At 28.3% G+C, this 20,419-nt stretch carries 14 protein-coding genes; 10 read left to right on the top strand and 4 right to left on the bottom strand.

Annotated features, from left to right (window positions below; all coding sequences use genetic code 11):
• Positions 1–196 precede the first annotated feature (196 nt).
• The 8 genes from IR152_RS07050 to IR152_RS07015 all read left to right on the top strand — a co-directional run bounded on the left by IR152_RS07050 (position 197) and on the right by IR152_RS07015 (position 12,595).
• A complete protein-coding gene (locus tag IR152_RS07050; protein WP_227451079.1) occupies positions 197–1,057 on the top strand; it encodes a PRD domain-containing protein in 861 nt (286 codons plus the stop codon).
• Positions 1,047–2,918 (top strand): beta-glucoside-specific PTS transporter subunit IIABC, encoded by a 1,872-nt coding sequence (locus IR152_RS07045; RefSeq protein ID WP_227451078.1) that lies wholly within the window; start codon positions 1,047–1,049, stop codon positions 2,916–2,918. Before IR152_RS07050 ends, IR152_RS07045 begins: the two co-directional genes overlap by 11 nt.
• Positions 2,919–2,937: 19 nt before the next feature.
• Positions 2,938–4,380, top strand: coding sequence for a glycoside hydrolase family 1 protein (locus IR152_RS07040; RefSeq protein WP_227451077.1), 1,443 nt, complete (start codon positions 2,938–2,940; stop codon positions 4,378–4,380).
• A 310-nt stretch (positions 4,381–4,690) separates the two neighbouring features.
• A complete protein-coding gene (locus IR152_RS07035; protein WP_227451076.1) occupies positions 4,691–5,503 on the top strand; it encodes a MurR/RpiR family transcriptional regulator in 813 nt (270 codons plus the stop codon).
• A gap of 144 nt (positions 5,504–5,647) precedes the next feature.
• Positions 5,648–7,471 (top strand): beta-glucoside-specific PTS transporter subunit IIABC, encoded by a 1,824-nt coding sequence (locus IR152_RS07030; RefSeq protein ID WP_227451075.1) that lies wholly within the window; start codon positions 5,648–5,650, stop codon positions 7,469–7,471.
• Position 7,472: 1 nt separating this feature from the next.
• Positions 7,473–8,963, top strand: coding sequence for a glycoside hydrolase family 1 protein (locus IR152_RS07025; protein ID WP_227451074.1), 1,491 nt, complete (start codon positions 7,473–7,475; stop codon positions 8,961–8,963).
• 1,013 nt (positions 8,964–9,976) lie between these two features.
• Positions 9,977–11,185, top strand: coding sequence for a hypothetical protein (locus tag IR152_RS07020; RefSeq protein WP_227451073.1), 1,209 nt, complete (start codon positions 9,977–9,979; stop codon positions 11,183–11,185).
• 30 nt (positions 11,186–11,215) lie between these two features.
• Positions 11,216–12,595, top strand: coding sequence for a M20 family metallopeptidase (locus tag IR152_RS07015; protein ID WP_227451072.1), 1,380 nt, complete (start codon positions 11,216–11,218; stop codon positions 12,593–12,595).
• A gap of 206 nt (positions 12,596–12,801) precedes the next feature.
• On the opposite strand, the gene IR152_RS07010 is transcribed toward IR152_RS07015, so the two are convergent.
• Both IR152_RS07010 and IR152_RS07005 read right to left on the bottom strand, forming a co-directional pair.
• On the bottom strand, positions 12,802–14,130 hold the full coding sequence (locus IR152_RS07010) for a hypothetical protein (protein ID WP_227451071.1): 1,329 nt from the start codon (positions 14,128–14,130) through the stop codon (positions 12,802–12,804).
• A 549-nt stretch (positions 14,131–14,679) separates the two neighbouring features.
• Entirely contained in the window at positions 14,680–15,894 is a 1,215-nt protein-coding gene (locus IR152_RS07005; protein WP_227451070.1) for a 6-phosphofructokinase, read from the bottom strand.
• Between the two features lie 398 nt (positions 15,895–16,292).
• Here IR152_RS07005 and IR152_RS07000 point away from each other — a divergent pair, with 398 nt between their 5' ends.
• The gene (locus IR152_RS07000; RefSeq protein ID WP_227451069.1) at positions 16,293–17,009 is read left to right on the top strand and encodes a ribulose-phosphate 3-epimerase; all 717 of its coding nucleotides are present in this window, start codon (positions 16,293–16,295) and stop codon (positions 17,007–17,009) included.
• A gap of 141 nt (positions 17,010–17,150) precedes the next feature.
• A complete protein-coding gene (locus tag IR152_RS06995) occupies positions 17,151–17,777 on the top strand; it encodes a YitT family protein (protein WP_227451068.1) in 627 nt (208 codons plus the stop codon).
• Between the two features lie 184 nt (positions 17,778–17,961).
• On the opposite strand, the gene IR152_RS06990 is transcribed toward IR152_RS06995, so the two are convergent.
• Both IR152_RS06990 and IR152_RS06985 read right to left on the bottom strand, forming a co-directional pair.
• Complete coding sequence (locus IR152_RS06990; RefSeq protein ID WP_227451067.1) at positions 17,962–19,506, bottom strand: BglG family transcription antiterminator; 1,545 nt, start codon at positions 19,504–19,506, stop codon at positions 17,962–17,964.
• A gap of 25 nt (positions 19,507–19,531) precedes the next feature.
• Entirely contained in the window at positions 19,532–20,173 is a 642-nt protein-coding gene (locus IR152_RS06985; RefSeq protein ID WP_227451066.1) for a transaldolase family protein, read from the bottom strand.
• Positions 20,174–20,419: the final 246 nt, after the last annotated feature.

Genomic DNA, 20,419 nt, shown 5'->3' with positions numbered 1-20,419 from the left:
AATCGTTGACAGATTTACGTAGATAGTATAATATATAGAATATAAAATTAAACGAAAAAGAATTCTAATTATGGCGACGTAGTCATAATTTTGAGTATGTTACTGATTAGCAGGCAGAACTCAAGTATATATGTAAAAAATAGAGGAATACTCTATACATATATGCTTGAGTTCTTTTTATTGAAGGGAGGAAGATATGAAAATAATTCAGATTTTAAATAATAATGTAGCTTTAGTAAAAAAAGGTAAAAACGAAATTATTATATTTGTTAAGGGAATTGGATTTAAAAAAAGAGTGGGACAAGTAATAAGTGAAAGTGAAATAGAGAGAACTTATATACTAGATTCATACGATATGCTAGAACACTTTAGCTATCTACTACAGAACTCAGATTCTAACAACATAGTTCTTATTAATGAAATAATTGAATATGGTGAAAAAGTTTTAAATATAAAGTCAAGTGATTATCTAAGTTTAACATTACTAGACCATTTAGAATTTTTGCTTAAAAGATGTGAAAAGAATCAATTTATAAAAAGCCCCTTAGTATGGAATGTTAAAAGGTTTTATCCAAAGCACTTTGAAATTGGCATGCATGCACTAAAATTAATTGGTGATAATAAGGGAATTAATCTTCCTGATGATGAAGCAGTATCAATAGCACTTCATTTTGTAAATATGGAAGTAGATAAAGAGTCTCAAGATTACACAGTTATGGAATTAAGAACTTTAGGAGATATAGTTTCGATAATAAAATATCATTTTAATGTAGAGTTAGATGAAACTTCAACAAATTATATGAGATTTACTACTCATCTACAGTACTTTATTCAAAGAACTATGTCAGATGAAGCTTCAATAGATGAAGATAATTCTATAGATTTATATAAACAAGTAAGTCAACTTTATCCAAAGTCATTTGGAAGTGTTCAAAAGATAAGAAAATATATAAAATCACAATTTAATGTCGATATATCTATAAGTGAAGAAACTTATTTAATGTTGCATATAAATAGGGTGACTCAAAGACTGGAGGTAAAATCAGATGAAGTATAAAGATTTAAATGAGAATATAATAAAACTTATAGGCGGAAAAGAAAATATAAAATCGGTAGCACATTGTGTTACTCGTTTAAGACTTACGCTAAATGATAGAAGTATAGCTAAAACAGAAGAAATTAAAAAATTAAATGGAGTGATTGATGTAGTTTCTAATGATGTCGCTTACCAAATTATAATAGGAACTCATGCTGTAGATGTATATAACGAGTTTATGTCTATGATAGGTTTAAGTTCAAGTGAATCAAGTGCAAAGAGTGAAAGAAAAAAAGGAGTTGGAGGTATCAAAGGTATATTTAATTCTATATTTGTGGTAGTTTCAGAGACTATGACTTCAGTAATTGAGGTACTACTTGCAGCCGGTATACTTGCAAGTATATTAGCACTTTTAAATATGTCAGGTGTACTTCAGAGTGATAGTCCTACATATCAAATATTGGACACATTAAGAAGTGCTACATTTCATTTCTTACCAGTATTAATTGCAATAGCATCAGCAAAAAGACTTAATGTAAATCCATATATAGCAGTAGTGTTAGCAGTTACATTACTATCTTCATCAATAGATGGTGTAGAAGGATTAAGTATATTTGGTATAAACTTACAGGCAACAACTTATGCAAATAGCTTTATTCCAATACTTTTAGGAGTATGGGCAATGGGAATTATAATTGGAGGTTTGAAAAAAATCTTACCTAAAGCACTACACTATTTTTTAGTTCCAGTATTATCTTTAATAATAACTTTATCAGTTACATTAACTATATTTGGACCTATCGGTATGTGGATTGGTGATGGATTAAACTATGCATGTATGTTTTTAATTGATACATTGGGTAATTGGAGCGTTGTTGCACTATATGCAGCTTTGCAACCACTCTTAATAGTTTTTGGTGCAGCAAATTTTACTATGCCTATAGCTTTAAATTCCGTGACAACATTAGGATATGACCCAATTTTTATGGGGGCTGCAACAATATCTGATATTGCAGTTTGTGGTGCAATGTTTGGATATTTCTTAAAAACTAGAAATAAAGAGCAAAAGCAGTTATTTGGTACAGTAAGCTTTAGTGCACTTATGGGGATTACAGAGCCTTCAGTGTTTGGTGTGTTTATGAAATATAGAAGACCATTTGTAGCAGTAATGATAGGTGGAGGTCTAGGTGGTTTAATAGCAGGTTTAGCACAAGTTAAAACCTATGGAATGGTTTGGGGATTAGCAGCATTACCAACATATCTTGTTGGAGGAGAGGTATCTAACTTTACATTTATGATAATAGGTGTAGTAGTATCATTTGTGGCAGCAACAGTAGCTTCTTACTTATTAGGAATACCTTCAAATGAAAAAGAAGAAGTTAAGGATGATAATGAAAAAGAATTAGAACTAGTAATCAACGAAAATAATTCAAGAACTATTAGTATTGGAAATGTTGCAAAAGGTCAGGTAATTGCACTTGAGGAAGTTAATGATAAGGCATTTTCCTCTGGAGCATTAGGTAAAGGGATTGGAATTATACCTAGTGAATCAAAATCAACTGTTATGTCTCCTGTGGATGGAACTATAACTATAGTATTTCCAACTAAACATGCCTATGGTATAGTGACTGACGAAGGATTAGAAATATTAATTCATATTGGGATAGATACTGTAAACTTAGATGGAAAGTTCTTTGAAAGTCTTGTAACACAAAATCAAAGAGTTAAAAAAGGAGATACTTTAGCAGTATTTGAATCTGATAAAATTATAGAGGAAGGATTTGATTCGACTATAATAACTGTAGTTACAAATACTAGTGATTATTTAGATGTAATTTCATCAAATGATGAATCAGACGAACTATTAACTGTAATAGTATAAATTTTAGGAGGAGAAATTCATGAATTTTAAAGATACATTTTTCTGGGGAGGAAGTATTGCAGCTCATCAATGTGAAGGTTCATGGGATGTTGATAACAAAGGACCTGCAATTATGGATTTTGTAACTAAAGGCTCTTATGAAACACCGAGAGTAATTACTGATAAAATAGACGAAAAATTAGATTATCCATCTCATAATGGAATAGATTTTTATAATAGATATAAAGAAGATATAGCCCTATTTAAAGAAATGGGATTTAGTGCATTAAGAATATCTATAGATTGGTCAAGAATTTTTCCAAATGGGGATGATGAAAATCCTAATGAATTAGGGATTAAATACTATGAAGGCTTAATAGACACTTTAATAGAAAATAATATAGAACCTATTGTAACACTATATCATTTTGAATTACCTATGAAGCTAGTACATAAATATGGCTCATGGAATAATAGAAAGCTTATAGATTTGTATTTAAAGTACAGTGAGACTGTAATGAGAAGGTTTGATGGCAAGGTAAAGTACTGGGTTACATTTAATGAGATGAACCATATTGACCCTCAAACAGAGCACTCGGATATTTTTACTTATATGATAGCAGGTATTAAGTATAGTGAGATAGAAAATAAGGCTCAAACATTGGCAAATATAGGGTACAATATGACTTTGGCAGGTGTAAAGGTTGCAAAGTTGGCTAGAGAAATCAATGCAAATAATAAAGTTGGATGTGTGTTTGGACTAAATCCAATTTATCCATATAATTGTAATCCTAGTAATGTGTTAAATGCATTTTTAGATAATGACCGTGACTATTATCAAATTGATGCAATGTGTAATGGAAAGTTTCCTCAATATAAATTAAGAGAATATGAAAAAAATAATATAAATATTGAAGTGACTGATGAAGATAAAAAAGCATTTGAAGAAGGTAGATTAGATTTTATAGGGCTTAATTATTATTTTTCAAGTGTGTCTACTCCAAAAGAAAATTTATCAGGTGATAAATCTTTATTTGGGGGAATTCAAAATCCATATTTGGAACAAAGTAAGTGGGGATGGGCAATAGACCCTATAGGTTTAAGATTTACTTTAAACTATATTTATAGAAAGTATCAGTTGCCTATCTTAATTACAGAAAATGGGTTAGGGGCGTATGATAAAGTTGAAGAAGATGGAACTATAAATGATGATTATAGAATTGAGTATTTAAGTAAGCATCTGTCTCAAATGAAGTCTGCAATTGAAGATGATAATGTTGAATGTTTTGGATATTTAATGTGGGGACCAATTGACTTAGTTAGTGCAACTACAGGTCAGATGAGTAAAAGATATGGATTTGTATATGTTGACTTAGATGATGAAGGTAAAGGTAGTTTTAAGAGATATAAGAAAAAGTCATTTAATTGGTACAAAGAAGTGATAAAGTCTAATGGAGATAATTTAAATTCATTAGATATATAAAATAAAATGTGTACTCTCCTAAAAATGGTGGTAATAAAGAAGTTAAGTCTAATTACTACTATTGGAGGTACACATTTTTTATGTATAGTAAAAGTGTCTAATTCTATAATTATTTAAACTATAATAAATGGTGATAATTAGAATTTTAAATATTGCTATACAAATGATAAGGAACATTTTTTATATTTAGAAAAAGAAGTATTAAAAAATATATTGAAGTAGATGTTTAAAAATGATTTTATCTACAAATATAAACAAAGTATAATATAAACTATCATTTTAAGATTTATTTAAAGGTGGTGGTTTATAAATGGGAGTACTACTAAATAGGTTGCTAAATATTTTAAATAATGGAAAAACTGAATCTACATACTATCATATAGCAAATATTTTAATATGTAATTATGACAAAATTAAAGATATGACAATATCAGAAGTAGCAGAATTATGTTTTGTTTCAAAGTCAACAATATCAAAATTTACAAGATATGTTGGATTTGAAGATTTTTCCGATTTAAAATCGGCAGCTGGATATAAAAGTAATAAAAATCAAAATGTATTAAATTATAATGATAATATACTAGGGTATCTTGATGGTCATAGTGTTGAAGATTATATAAATACAATAATGAAAGATTTAGAAGATTTAAAGTTAAATATTCAATATAATAAAATAGATGAACTAGCTAAAGATTTAATCAAGTATGAAAGCATTGCAGCATTTGGTGTGCTTTATTCTCAGTCTGCAGCTATAGATTTTCAAACTAAATTAGCTTATAACAATAAATATATTTTTTCTAGATTGGATGATATAAAACAACATGAATTTATCAGAAATGCAAAAGAGGATACTCTAATAATTATATTCACAAATTCTGGTGATTATATAAAGAAATATCAGTTGATAGGAGGGAATATAAATAAGGGAGTTTTTAAACAAACAAAAGCTAAAATTGTTGCAATTACATCAAATAAAGAACTAGAAAAAAGCCCATATGTTGATTTATGTATCTGTTTTGGGCATAAGTCAAGTGTTCAAACACATCCTATAATATATCAGGTAATTACAGATATTATTGTATCTAGATACAAAGAACTAATAAATAGCAAAAAAACGTGGTGACCTAAATATTATACCACGTTTTTTTATTTATAATCATAAAGTTTCCAAAAATCGAAAATTATAAGGTAAAAAAAGTATGATGATATAATTCAATTACAAGAATGAAAACGATGTCTAGAAAGGGTTGTGAAAGGGGAGAATCATATGGCTAAAAAAGACTACCGAGATTTAGCAAAAAAAATTGTTAAAGAAGTTGGGGGAGTTGAAAATGTAAACTCATTATTTCATTGTGTTACAAGGTTAAGATTCAAACTTAAAGATGAATCTCTGGCAAATAAAGAGGTTATTAAAAAAATAAGTGATGTATTAACAGTTGTAGAGGGAAATGGACAATTTCAAGTTGTTGTAGGGAATAATGTATCAGATATATTTAATACTATATTGAATATATATCCTGAAATAAAGAGTGAAAAAGAAAACAACAATGATAAAGGTGAAGAAAATACAGGAAATGTACTTACACGTATGTTTAATGTAATGTCATTAATATTTAATCCAATAATTATAGCACTTGCAGGTGCAGGTATGATTAAAGCACTGCTTGTAATATTGACGACATATAACTTCATGAGTACAGAGTCAAGTACTTATAGTATTTTAAGCGCTGCAGGAAATAGTGTATTTTACTATTTACCATTATTTTTAGCATATAGTTCAGCAAAAACATTTAATTGTAATGCATTTATATCTGTTGCTATAGTTGGAGCTTTACTGGAGCCAAATTTTACAGGGCTTATGCAAAACACAGGAGATGTAGTTAGTTTCTTTGGGATACCAGTTGTACTTATGGGATACTCAGGAACAGTTATACCAGCAATCCTTACCATTTACATTTATAGTTATATAGAAAAATTATTAAAGAGATTTATACCAAATAGTATAGAGATATTCACTTTATCTATGGTTGCTTTATTAATAATGGTACCATTATCATCTATGGTGATAGGTCCAGTTGGGGTTATATTAGGAAATAGAATGGGAGATATAATAAATTTCTTAAGTGATAAGAGTGGTCTTTTAGCAGGTGCTATTGTAGGAGCAGGGTGGACATTTTTAGTAATGATGGGAATTCATTGGGGAGTAGTTCCTATAATGATAAATAATATAGCAAATTTAGGATATGATGTTATAAGACCTATGATAGCAGCAGCAACTTTTGCTAGTGCAGGTATAGCACTAGGAATATTTTTTCGTTCTAGAAATAAAGAAACAAAAACATTTGCAGTATCAACTATGATACCAGCATTATTAGGTGGTATAACAGAGCCTATAGTATATGGGCTAAGTGTAAAATACAAAAAACCATTAATAGCACAAGTAATAGCTGGAGGTGTAGCAGGAGCATTTATGGGATTATTTAAAACAAAGGCAATAGTATATGTATTCCCAGCACTTACTACTCTACCTGCCTTCTTTGGAGATACATTTGTTATATACATAATAGGTATAGCAATGTCATTCTTTTTATCTGCAATTTTAACTTATATATTGGGTTTTGAGGAAGAAGTAGTAGAAAAAGAAAATAAAGTACAATTAAGTAATGATATAGAATTACCAGTTTGTATTGAAGGTACATTAGTAAACCTTGAAGAAGTAAATGATTCTGTATTTGCAAGTAAATCTATGGGAGATGGTATAGCAGTAATACCTTCAAAAGGGATAATAAAAGCTCCAGAAGATGGAACTATAGAAGTTGCTTTTCCAACTGGTCATGCAATAGGAATGAGATTTGATGATGATACTGAAATATTAGTTCATGTAGGTATAAATACTGTTGAAATGAATGGTGAAGGATTTGAACTTTTGGTAAGACAGGGCGATAGAGTGAAAAAAGGTCAAGAGTTAATTAAATTTGATATAGAAAAGATAAAAAGAAAAGGCTATGACACAACTACCATGATAATAGTAACAAGTGGTCAGTATGAAGTTGTAAGTAATATATCAAAAGAGGTCTTAGAGGAGGTATAAAATGGGTTTTCAAAAGAATTTTTTATGGGGAGGAGCAATATCTGCAAATCAAGCAGAAGGAGCTTGGAATGTTGATGGAAAAGGAATGTCAGTAGCTGATGTAGCTAAGTACAAGCCTAACATAGATATAAAAGACTATAAAAGTCAATGGCATGTGGGAATCAAGGATTTGGAAGAAGCTATGAATACAGAAGAAGATACTTATTATCCTAAAAGAAGAGGTATAGATTTTTATAATAGATATAGAGAAGATATAGCACTATTTAAAGAAATGGGATTTAAAACATTAAGAGTTTCAATAGCTTGGACTAGGATATTCCCAAAGGGTATAGAAGAAAAACCAAATGAAAAAGGGCTACAATTTTACGAAGATTTATTTAAAGAGTTAAGAGCAAATGATATAGAGCCATTAGTTACACTATCACACTATGAAATGCCAATATATTTAGTAAATAATTATAATGGGTGGGTATCCAGAGAAGTTGTAGATATGTTTGTAAAATATTCAAAAGTATGTTTTAAAAGATACAAAGGCTTAGTAAAATACTGGTTAACTTTCAATGAAATAGATAGTGTATTTCGTCATGCATTTACTACAGTAGGGGTGTTAGAAGAAAAATATAAAAGTAAAAGAGAAACAGAAGAAGCAATATACCAAGCACTGCATCACCAATTTATAGCAGCTTCATTAGCTACAAAATATTGTCATGAGATAATAGAAGATTCCAAAGTTGGATGTATGGTTACTAAAACTTTAACTTATGCAGAAACATGTAATCCAGATGATGTAATATTAGCTCAAAGAGACAATAGAAATAATTCTATGTATAGTGATGTACAAGTATTTGGAGAGTATCCTATTCATATTAAAAGATATTGGGAGAAAAATAATATAAAGGTGAAAATGCTTGAAGGGGATGAAGATATATTAAAACAATATACAGCAGATTTTGTAGCCTTTAGTTATTATATGTCAATGGTTCAAAGCATAAATGCTGAAGAAAGAGAGAAAGTTGGAGGTAATTTAGTAACAGGGGTTAAGAATCCATATTTACCAACCAGTGAATGGGGATGGCAGATAGATTCTAAGGGGTTAAGAATAGCACTTATTGATTTATATGATCGTTATAAAAAACCACTATGGATAGTTGAAAATGGTGTAGGGTCATATGATACTGTAGAAGATGATGGGTCGATAAATGATGATTATAGAATAGAATATTTTAAAAATCATTTTGAACAAATAGCTATAGCAATAGATGAAGGTGTTGAATGTATGGGTTATACGTCTTGGGGGTGTATAGATATTATTAGTGCATCGACATCTCAAATGAGTAAACGTTATGGATTCATATATGTAGATCAGGATGATATGGGAAATGGTACTAAGAACAGAGTTAAGAAAAAATCATTCTATTGGTATAAAAATGTAATAGCTACGAATGGAGAAGTTTTAGATTTCTCCACGGATATGGTAGTAGGGCAGAAATAAGATAAATAAAAGTTAGGTACTAATGCTAATTAGTATTTAGCAAAGTATTTAAAATAAAGTGTAGGGTTTTTAAAATAAAGTGTGTATTCTTCCTATAAAGTAATGACAATTAAAATTATTATGCAAAGGAGAATACACATTTTTTATGTCTATACTTAAGTAAATGTTTAGACACATTCATAGTATGATTTATTCATTACATAAAAATAGTATGATTTACTCACTATATAAATTTATAAAATTTCTGGAAAAATGTCAGAATATATTGACAAAGAAAAGGTTTGAAATTATAATCTATATTAAGAATAGTTTGACAATATAAAAACTAGTGATTTTATAAGTAGCAAAATTATTTTTATTGTTAATTTAAGAATAATTTAGGACTACTATAAAGATATAGACGTTATTATATGATAAATTATACTTATCTAGAAAGAGTTTTAAAGTATAGTTTATCATTGATTTAATATAATAAATGATTTTTGTTTCTGGGAATAGTTTCTGGGAATAAGATATCTAAATTCACTTAGAAATAATCTAATTTACAAAGGAGGGGAGGCACTAGTAGATAAAGTTTGTACATAGAGAAGACTTAAAATTAAGTGTATTCTGATAATATTAATTTAATGGGTGCATTATTATTTTATTTTAAGTATTTTGAGAATAATTTAAGACGTTTATAAAATATACATTCTATATTTAATATTTAAATAAATATAAGTCTTCCAACATGTATATTAAAATTTAATATAGTTGTAATATAATCCTGTATTTATAAAATAATGTAGAAAGTAAAAATTAAAAAGAAATCTAGTAAATTAATAATTATGGTTAGTATTTAAAGCGTTAACTCTAGTTATATTTATTTAGCTATTTTAGGAATAATTTGAGACTATAAAATGTCATCAAAAAAATCAAGTTATACCACATGTAGTTAAGAATAACTACAGAATATACATTTTATAATTATTGTTTTATTGATAAAAAATTATTATATTTAGGAGGAAACAACAATGGAAAATTTTTGGAATCCACTTACTTGCTTTACTATATGTGTAATGATTTATGCTTTTAGTGAGTTTTTATCTAAGAAAACAAAAGGTGCAATTTCAACATTGCTATTTGTATGTATTATATTTTTACTAGGATTTTGGACAAATATTCTACCAAAAGACATTACAGGAGCATCAGGTATATTAGCTGCAATGAGTAACTTTGGTATAGCTTTATTAATAACTAATTTAGGAACACTTATAAATCTTGAAGACTTATGTCATGAATGGAAAACGGTTGTAATTGCATTAGTAGGTATTGTAGGAATAGGGGTTGGTTGTTTAACAGTGGGTAGTATGTTGTTTGGTAGAGAGTATGCTTTAATAGCAGCTCCCCCAATAGCAGGTTCTACTGTTGCTGGTATTATTGTAACAACTGTTGCAGAATCAGCAAATAGACCTGAACTTGCAGCATTTGTAATTCTAGTATTATCATTTCAAAAATTTTTTGGAATTCCAATAACTACATATTGTATAAATAAAGAATTAAAATTTAAAAGAGATAGTGGAGATTTTTTGAAAGATGAATCAAAAAGTAATTTTAAGCTTCCAAGTATGAGAATTTTTAAAGAAGATTCAGGTAAAAAATCATCTACTCTAGTATATCTTGCAAAACTTTCATTTGTTGCTATGATTGGTAATTTTGTAGGATTAGCTACTTTAATACCAGGATTTACCCCTGCAAACTATTATTTAAATCCCAATATAGCATGTTTGTTAGTAGGGTTGATTTTTACACGAATAGGTTTTTTAGAAAAAGGAATTTTAGATAAATCTCAATCTAATGGGATTATAATGTTTGGTTGTATGTTAATGTTACCTGGAGGACTTGCTAAGGTAACTCCAACAGCATTGTTTGGAATGATTGTTCCAACTATAGGAATACTTGTTGTAGGTTCTGTATTTATAATATTATTTACTGCGATTGTAGGAAAACTATTGGGATACTCTCCAAGAATGTCAGCTGCAATTGGTGTAACTTGTATGCTTGCTTATCCAGCAACACAGATAATTTCTAATGAAGGTATTGATGCTATGGAAGGAACGGAAGAAGAAAAACAAAGAGCAACAGATTATTTGTTACCAAAGATGATTATAGGAGGATTTGTTACTGTAACTATTGCATCAGTGGCATTTGCTAGTATAATAGGTCCAATTATATTTGGTTGATAGGAAATAGACTTATAGGAGGTAGAGGTAATGATAGGAAATATATCTATAAATGAGATAGATAAAAAAAGATTTAAACTTGATGATTTGAGTAAGAAAATATGGAAAAATCCTGAAAAATCATTTAAAGAATTTAAAGCGTGTGAAAATACAGCAAATTTTCTAAGAAGTGAAGGATTTGATGTGGAAGTAGGTGTAGGAGGTTTAGCCACAGCTATTAAGGCTAGTTTTGGCTCAGGCAAACCAGTTATAGGTTTTATGGGAGAATTTGACGCATTACCTGGTTTAAATCAAAAAGTTTCAACAAAGCAAGAAGCATTTGAATTAGGAGCTTATGGTCATGGATGTGGACATAATTTATTATGTACAGCACATGTAGGAGCGGTAGTAGGACTTAAAAGAGAAATGATAGAAAACAATTTAAGTGGGACTATAGTATTTTATGCATGTCCAGGAGAAGAGCAATTAACAGGTAAAGGATTTATGGCTAGAGGTGGAGCGTTTGAGGGTTTAGACTTGGCTATAAATTTTCATCCAAATAAAATTAGTGAGGCTACAATTGGTATTTCAACAGCTGTTAACTCTGTAAAATTTCATTTTAAGGGAAAAACTGCACATGCAGGCTCAGACCCTCAAAATGGAAGAAGTGCACTAGATGCCGTAGAACTTACTAATGTAGGAGCTAATTATTTGAGAGAGCATGTTACTTCTGATGTAAGAATTCATTACACAATTACAGATGGAGGAGTAGCACCCAACATAGTTCCTGATAAAGCATCAGTATGGTATTACACAAGAGCTTTAAGTAGAGAAGCTGTAGAAAATACATATGAAAGACTTATAAAGGTAGCAAAAGGAGCTGCAATGATGACTGAAACTGATGTTGAAGTAGAGTTTTTAGGAGGATGCTATAATACTTTAAACAATCATGTTTTAGCAAATCTTGTATCAGAATGTATGGATGAGATTAAACAAGAGCCTTGGACTCAAGAGGAATTGGATTTTGCAGCTAAGTTAGATAGACAAAGCCCACAACAATATAAGGCTATGATAAGTAAATATAATTTACCAGAAGGAACTCATCTATATTATGGTGGAGGAAATGTTACAAACTTTAATAGTTATGGCTCTACTGATATTGGAGATGTAATGCATATAGTCCCTACAGCATACTTTTTTACAGGATGCACAAATCTAGGTGCACCAGGTCATAGTTGGCAGTTTACATCTTGTGCAGGAAGTTCCATAGGAGAAAAAGGTATGATATATGCAGCGAAAATTATGGCTATGTTTGGAGCTAAAATATTAAACAATCCAGAGATAGCTAAAAAAGCAAAAGAAGAATTTGAGAAATCTATGAATGGGAAAACATACAAATGCCCTATTCCAGAGGATATTCCGACTCCTTAAAAGAGATTTAAAGTTCAAAATATAGAATTATAATTTTTATACCAGTTTATCTCTTTATAAAAAGAACGTGAAATTTTGTTGGTTGTTTGATTATAAATACTACAAAAGGTATATCTTATATTTGTGTTTTAAGATATACCTTTTAAAAAATTATATATAATTTTATTTATCATTCAAAGATAAAATATTTTTATGCATTCTATATTTTAATACTCATTTTTTGATATAAATAATTTGTATACCCTTTCAGGTCTACCTTTTGTTGAGTTTTGTTTTTCATATAATATAGTAGCATTTCCAGACTTTAAGAGACTACTTAGAAATCTATTGGCAGTTCTTACTGTTACATTTAAACATGAAGATAATTCCTTAGGAGTAACTTCATCTCTTTGTAGAATTTCAGTAACGGATATAATCTTTTGAATAGTAAGAGTAGACAATTTAGAATTTTTAGCGATTGTATTTATGTGTGGAGTTACTTTATTTGAAACAGTAAGTAACTTATCACATAATAAAGGGCCTATTGTCTCATAATTTTCATTAACTAAGAAACTGTAATTTAAAGGGTTTATTTTAGATTCCTTATTAGCACTTATGGCACTAGACATAGCTTGTTTTATATCATTACCAATTCCATATCCAACACATACCTTAATATTTATACTATTTTCAATAGATTCTTTTATATAACACGTAGTAAAATTTTTAGTTAATGATTTAATAGTTTCACATTTAGTGAAGATTTTAAAAGAGCTACTATTTTTTTCAATTATAAAATCGGTTAATTTATCTTTTTTTATGCTATTTAATATTTTATAAACTTGGTCTAAAGTATAATCGTTGTAATTTGTATCTTTAACTGTTATATATATTACACTTGGTTGATTTCCCTTCATTCTATGTAAATGAATATCTTTTATTAAGTTGTTAAAAGTACTTTTTAATAAACCTATGTCAGGGTATATGAAATGAAAATTTACTCCTGCATCTTGTAATATAGGAACAATACTACTGAAACGAGTAGTAGAAAAATCAATTTTACCTTCATTCCATAAATTAATATGTTTTTTTGCAATATTTTTTTCGAGTTCTGCTATATCAGATAAACTCATTTTAGATGCATTTTCATCAATACTATCCATTAAGTCTCCAAATGTGCCATTTGATAAATAATATGATATATCTTTTGGATTATCTGACCAGTCCATTAGGTCAAAGTATGCTCTAGAAAAATCTAATGTACTGTATTTAAAGATAAGTTTTAGAAACATATCGTAGTAACTTTGTAAATCAGTACCAAAATCAACTAAAGGTTTTTTAATAGTCCCAACCTTTTTTGTAATAGCTTTTTTGGGGATAGGACCACTAACTGCAAATCCATCAAACCTATCTTCTATTTCTAAATATAAATCTCCAACATGAGAAAAATCTTTATAGATATATATTTCAATTTCTGCATTAATATTTAACTTTTTTATAGAATTATCTACAAACTCTTTTAAAAATTCGGTTGTTATGACTGCTATTTTCATCATAGATTACTTCCTTTTCAATTATTATAGTTATTTTATATTAAATATTACATTAATCTATTGTGCTAGTTAAAATCATATTCAATTAAAATAAAGAGTTCTTTATAAAAAAACAATTATTTAGATAGAGTAGTATTTATTAACTTTAATTTGATTTAAGTTATTATAATCTTACTAATTTTATAATTGTAGATTTAACTACTTTATGTTCTTTTATTGTTTGTGTCGTTGATTTAGAATTTATTTTAACTATTTATTTTAATTGAAGTTATTTGGTTTTTAAATCCTTTGCTTAATCTTTATTTTTCTAGTCATGATAAAAGTATTTTCATTTGTATCACTATATATAATAATATCATGACAAAATATTTATTGTCTAACTAATTATAATCTATCCAAAATGAAAATGGGTATGAGACATTATTACGGCAAATCGTATTAGTATTAAAGTCTATTAAGTGACTGTCATATAACAATTTATAATTTTATTTAACAGCCACTTAAGTACTTAAGAGTAATGGAATTGAGTATATATCAAATTATAATAATTTCCTAGTAAAGCGTTGAAAAATAAGGTAGTCCATTTTTATACTTGATATCTGGGTTACCTTGAATAAGTGGATATAGGTAATCTAGAGCTTCGTCAGTCACATAATTACATTCTTTATTTATCCACTTTCTAGGAAAATACTTTGTCTTATTAGCTATTTTAGAAATATCAGTATGACTAACTTCATACTTATAAGGAGTATTGCCTATTCTGTTGATGGTAGCCATAGCTCCTGTATATCCTTTTTTAGAAAGTTCTAGTCCATATGCACCAACTTCAGCTGCTTGTTTTAAATCAGTCTCTGAAGCTAGATGTATAGCACATCTTTGTATTACACCGAGCTCTAAAGTCTTTACTCTTGTTGTGATTGATGAGGATACTATAAGGTTCTTTAAATAGTTACTTACTCCTCCTAATTGAGAATGACCAAACTTATCATGAGCAGATGTTTTTTGCTCACATATAAAGTTGCCGTCTTTATCTCTTATACCTTCTGATGCAACTATATAAGCCTTATTTTTTTCTTTAAATATTTTTCTAACATCTTCTATAAACTTATCTTCATAGAAATCAATTTCTGGAAGGTATATTAAATCAACTAGTGGAGTATCGTTGAGTCTAGCTAGTGAAGAAGAAGCTGCTAACCATCCAGTATCTCTACCCATAGTTTCTACTATAAATATTCCGTTATTTTTATATATAGAAAAATCTAAGTACGTTTCCATTATTAGTGTAGAAATAAGCTTTGCAGCAGAACCAAATCCAGGGCAGTTGTCAGTTCCCAATAAATCATTATCTATTGTTTTAGGAATTCCTATAAATTTTATTTTACAAGTAGTGTTTTTGCAGTATTGAGAAAATTTCATGACTGTGTCCATAGAGTCATTTCCACCTATGTAAAATAATGTATCTATTTCATATTCATATAGTATATTTATAACTCTATCATAATCATAAGAATTTATCTTATAATCAGCAAGCTTATATCTACATGAACCAAGACCGGAAGAAGGGGTTTGTTTTAAATTTAGTACGTCTTCCTTATTTAAGCATTCTGAATCTACTATATTTTTATTTAATATACCTTCAATCCCATTGATACCAAAATACACTTTGTCAAAGTATTTAGTTTCTAAATTTTTTTCATAAATACCAATTGCAGAAGCATTGATAACAGCTGTAGGACCTCCAGATTGGGCAATAATACAGTTTCTCATTTTACATCTCCCTTTCATTAATATTGTTATGAATGGTACTTTTTATTGAGTAAATTTATATTTATAGTCTGATTATATATTAAGTGAACTAGCTATATCAATTGAGCTAGTATAGATAATAAATACCATAAGAATGTGGTAAAAAACTAACTTTTTATACATAATTAATGTCTATAATTTACCACAATATAAAGGTACTTTTAAGGAGTAGTAAAAGTGTTGTGAAAAAAAATATATCAGTGTAATATTAATTTACAAAGCAAAATAAGTTCACAGTTCATAAAAGCAGAATAAGTTCATATAAGAAATACGTACAACAATAAAAGTAGTACTAGATTAAGAAATATCAAAAACTAATATTTAATGCTAATTAAAGAAAAATATGGAGGTACATAAATATGAAACACATAAAAATAGCAGCAGGATTGGCACATGTAAATTACGGTCACATATCAGCCGTAGTTAAGGAAGCGATGGATGCAGGTGTAGACTACGTGCATTCAGATGCAGCAGATATGCATGATTTGAAAAATATGCAACTTATGGGTGGTCATCAAATAATAGAAGCAATAAGACCAGTAACAGATAAACCAATAGAATGTCATATATACACAAGAGATTGCGATAGATTATTTATAGAAAAAATAGCAGCAGCAGGATGCAACATGTTGATAATACCAGCTGAACATTTCTTAGGAGCTCCTCTTGCATACATAATAAATTACTGTAGAGAATTTGGTATGAAAATAGGATTAACAGTTGGATGTTACACGCCACTATGCTTTGTTGATGAAGCTATATATGATATAGATAGATTGCAAATAGTCGTTCATGGTGTTGATGAAACTGATGGAAAAGATAACTGGGGATGGAGAAGGAGTGCAGTTGATTTAGTTAAAAGAGCCAGAAAAATGATAGACGAAAAAAATCCTAAGTGTGAATTGGCAATAGATGGCGGACTAAGAGCAGACAATATGGAGCCATTAATAGAATGTAATCCAGATGTTGTAATATTATCTTCAGCAATATTCAAGGATAAAGATGGCATAACAGCAGGTGTTAAGAAGTGTAGAAAAGCTATAGATGAAGCAGCTACAAAGTTTGGTTTAGAATAAGATAATAAACTATAATAAAAGAGATGCTTTCTTAATGTTTTAAGGAAGCATTAATTTTATGAAAAATTATAGGAAGTTAGACTAATTTAATTGATTTTTTATACTGAAATAATACACGAGATATAGTAGGGAGGTTATTAAATGAAAAAAGAAATGATAAAAGACTATTTATTGATAACAATATCAGCATTTTTAATGGCATTAGCAGTTAATTTTTTCTTCGCAGAACATACACTAGCTCCAGGAGGAATAACAGGATTATCAGTTGTACTTAGTACATTTTTATCAATACCTGTTGAGAATATATCTTTAGGAATATCTATGCCACTTTTAGTAATGGGAGTATTATTTTTAGGTAAGGGATTTGGAATAAAAACATTATATATAACTCTTATAGGTCCATTGTTCTTAAAAGTAATACCACAAATTCATATAACTAACAACTTATTAGTAGCAGGAGTGATAGGTGGATTATTGGTGGGAACTGCTATAGGTATAGCCATAATAAGAGGTTGTAGTACTGGTGGAACTGATTTAGTTGCAATGCTTATTAATAAGGTAATTAAATTTCTGAAGTTGCCAGTTATATTATTTATGCTAGATGGATTTATAATAGTCGCGTCTGGAATAATAAGTAAGAATTTTATGATATCTATATATTCATTAATAACTTTATTACTCATAATAAAGACAATAGGATTTGTAACTACAAAGTTTGATAAAAATACTGAAGAAACTAATAATATAAATAGTACTTGTACTCAATAAAAATAATAAAACTTACTTTAAATATAAAAGTTTAAATATAAAGTTTAAATATAAAAAAAGGAGGTGTCTCAAAATGAATTTTTTAGTTCATGAGGCACTTTTTTATATGAAATCAAATATGTTTTTATCATTTCAACAATGAAAAAGAGGCTTATCTCTATGTTGAGACAAACCCATTTTTTGCTTATTTATAAGATAATATTTTATTTTTTTCAGAATATAGTTTTTTTATAATTGTACTAAGCCTAGAAATATCATTTTTACTTAAAAGAGCATTTATATTTATCAGCTCAGCATGATGTTCAAAGTCTACAGGAGCAGTAGTTAGTATTAAATCCACATCATCAAAGTTTGTAAATGAAATAGAAGATAGAGGTATAGATTTAACTATATTAATTTGATTAAACTCAAAACTTAATTTTTGTACTAGTAAGTTAGATACACCATCACTGCAATGACATATTAAAATAGTATTTAGGGGAGACTTGCTTCTATCTATTGCTGATATTAAATATAAAGCAAGATGCCCTATTTCATCCTCATTAACTTCATAATTCATCAACTGTTTAATAACAGTATTAGACTCTTTAGCAGCCTTGTACGTATAAGGGAATGTTCTCTTTATATCATTTAATATGGGATTTGTAATAGTAAATCCATAGTTTATTCGGTGTAGAACTGACTTAAGGTGATTAGCAAGAGATTTTATTAATATTAAATCGTCTTTTAAGTTTAAATTTAGTAGATCTCCCCAATGAGTAGCTATTGCTTCAGATAGATTATACTCTGTAATCTCTTCATTTCTAAGAGGTTCAAGAGTAGTAGTTTTCTTTATGGATTTAAGTAATCCTTCTATATGAAGAAGGATATAACAGACTTCCTCATCAATAAATTCTACATCAAAAGCTTCACTTAGATTGGAGCATAAAGTTTTTGATTTTTCAAAGCATTCATGTTCTAATAATTCTCTAAAGAAACTTTCAGATAAGTTAATATATCTATTAATTGAAATTCTCTTAATACATATAGCTATATGTATTAAGAAATTTATATAATACTCATCACTAAAATTACTTTTTTCTACTTGTAAAGTGTGTAGAGTAATTTGAGATAATTTCTCAAAATTATAGTTGAATAACTCCTTAAATATTTTTGTTGAAGGAGTGTTATTACATTTATCAGATGTTGAGAATAAGATTTCTTTAAGTTCAGTATAACTTTTATTAGCAGTAGTAAGTTCAAAAACTGCTTTTCTAATATCTTTTTCTTTACCTTCTAGATATACACCATTGTTGGTTTTTCTAACTAGCGTTACTTTAAAGTTTTGCAAAAAATTTTGAATAACTACCAAGTCCTTATGCACAGTGGCTCTGCTAACATGTAGTTCATTGCAAATGTCACGAATTCTAAATTTTGAATTTTTAATGAATAATTTACTCAGAATATATCTTTTTCTATCTTCAGGAGAATATGCATATATACAATTTGATTTATCATTGATATCTCTAATAACTTTAAGTTTTATATCTTCATTACCTAGAATAATAACTCCTGAACCTGTTTTTTTATCTAGAGATAAACTAAACTCTAAAAGCCATTCGTCTAAAATAACAAGGTCATTACGAATAGTTTTATTACTAACATTTAATTCTTGGGCAATAGTATCTACAGTAATATAGTCTGAACTACTTAGCAATAATTCTGCAATATCTAATAATCTTTTGTTCAATGCAAACCCTCCTAAATCTTAGTTGCTATTTATTAACTTTAGACCAATCTTTTTCAAAAGTTTTAGTACCATCTACTGTAAGCTGGTTAAAAGAAGCTTTTTTAAATAAATCATATGTTACAGCTGCATAATCACATCCACAAATAGATGCTTGAGTTAAGTGGAATACATTTTTAATAGAAGCTGCAACAACCTTAGTATTATATCCATTTATTGATATAAGGTCACATATTTCTGTAAGGTTTTTTATACCATCGTACCCATTTTCATCATTTCTACCTATAAAAGGGAATAGGTAGTCAGCACCTGCGTTTACAGCCAATGATGCTTGATTTGTATTGAAAATCAAGGTACATGCAGTTTTTACACCTTTACGATTCAATATGTTTATAAGTTCTAAGCCAATTTCAGAAAAATTTATTTTTATTATAATGTTCTTGTTTATATTTGATATATTATCACAAGACTCAAGTAATTCATATAAATTATTTCCTATAACTTCAGCAGTTAATATTTCTGGATTTAAATTAGTACATGTTTCAATGAATTCATAAAAATTTACATTTTCTTTAAGATACATAGATGGATTAGCTGTTATTCCTTTAAACCCATACCTTAAACACTTTTGAATCTCATCAAGATTCGCACTATCTATTAAATATTTCATAATTTAATTCTCCTTTAAGTTATTTATTATAATAAAAGCACTCTTTTATTAGCCATAATCCTCTTCTGAAGGCAATAATTTTTATTTATTAAGATATTAAGTTAATTATACAATAAGATTGTTTATAAAATTATCCCATGACTACTTAATAAAATTTACATAATGATATGGTAATAATAAAACGTTGATTGTTTATTAATTTCCATAAACTTTAGTAAATAAGAGTTAACAGTTAAAGTATTGCCT

Source organism: Clostridioides sp. ES-S-0108-01 (assembly GCF_020662285.1).
In the GTDB taxonomy this organism is placed as follows: Bacteria; Bacillota; Clostridia; order Peptostreptococcales; family Peptostreptococcaceae; genus Clostridioides.
Note: the sequence above shows the minus strand (reverse complement) of the source record. Positions and strands in the feature narration are given on the sequence as shown.

Bases quoted from the DNA above. Each gene is read 5' to 3' on its own strand.
- IR152_RS07050 (WP_227451079.1), top strand. From the start codon at position 197: ATGAAAATAATTCAGATTTTAAATAATAATGTAGCTTTAGTAAAAAAA.
- IR152_RS07045 (WP_227451078.1), top strand. From the start codon at position 1,047: ATGAAGTATAAAGATTTAAATGAGAATATAATAAAACTTATAGGCGGA.
- IR152_RS07040 (WP_227451077.1), top strand. From the start codon at position 2,938: ATGAATTTTAAAGATACATTTTTCTGGGGAGGAAGTATTGCAGCTCAT.
- IR152_RS07035 (WP_227451076.1), top strand. From the start codon at position 4,691: ATGGGAGTACTACTAAATAGGTTGCTAAATATTTTAAATAATGGAAAA.
- IR152_RS07030 (WP_227451075.1), top strand. From the start codon at position 5,648: ATGGCTAAAAAAGACTACCGAGATTTAGCAAAAAAAATTGTTAAAGAA.
- IR152_RS07025 (WP_227451074.1), top strand. From the start codon at position 7,473: ATGGGTTTTCAAAAGAATTTTTTATGGGGAGGAGCAATATCTGCAAAT.
- IR152_RS07020 (WP_227451073.1), top strand. From the start codon at position 9,977: ATGGAAAATTTTTGGAATCCACTTACTTGCTTTACTATATGTGTAATG.
- IR152_RS07015 (WP_227451072.1), top strand. From the start codon at position 11,216: ATGATAGGAAATATATCTATAAATGAGATAGATAAAAAAAGATTTAAA.
- IR152_RS07010 (WP_227451071.1), bottom strand. From the start codon at position 14,130: ATGATGAAAATAGCAGTCATAACAACCGAATTTTTAAAAGAGTTTGTA.
- IR152_RS07005 (WP_227451070.1), bottom strand. From the start codon at position 15,894: ATGAGAAACTGTATTATTGCCCAATCTGGAGGTCCTACAGCTGTTATC.
- IR152_RS07000 (WP_227451069.1), top strand. From the start codon at position 16,293: ATGAAACACATAAAAATAGCAGCAGGATTGGCACATGTAAATTACGGT.
- IR152_RS06995 (WP_227451068.1), top strand. From the start codon at position 17,151: ATGAAAAAAGAAATGATAAAAGACTATTTATTGATAACAATATCAGCA.
- IR152_RS06985 (WP_227451066.1), bottom strand. From the start codon at position 20,173: ATGAAATATTTAATAGATAGTGCGAATCTTGATGAGATTCAAAAGTGT.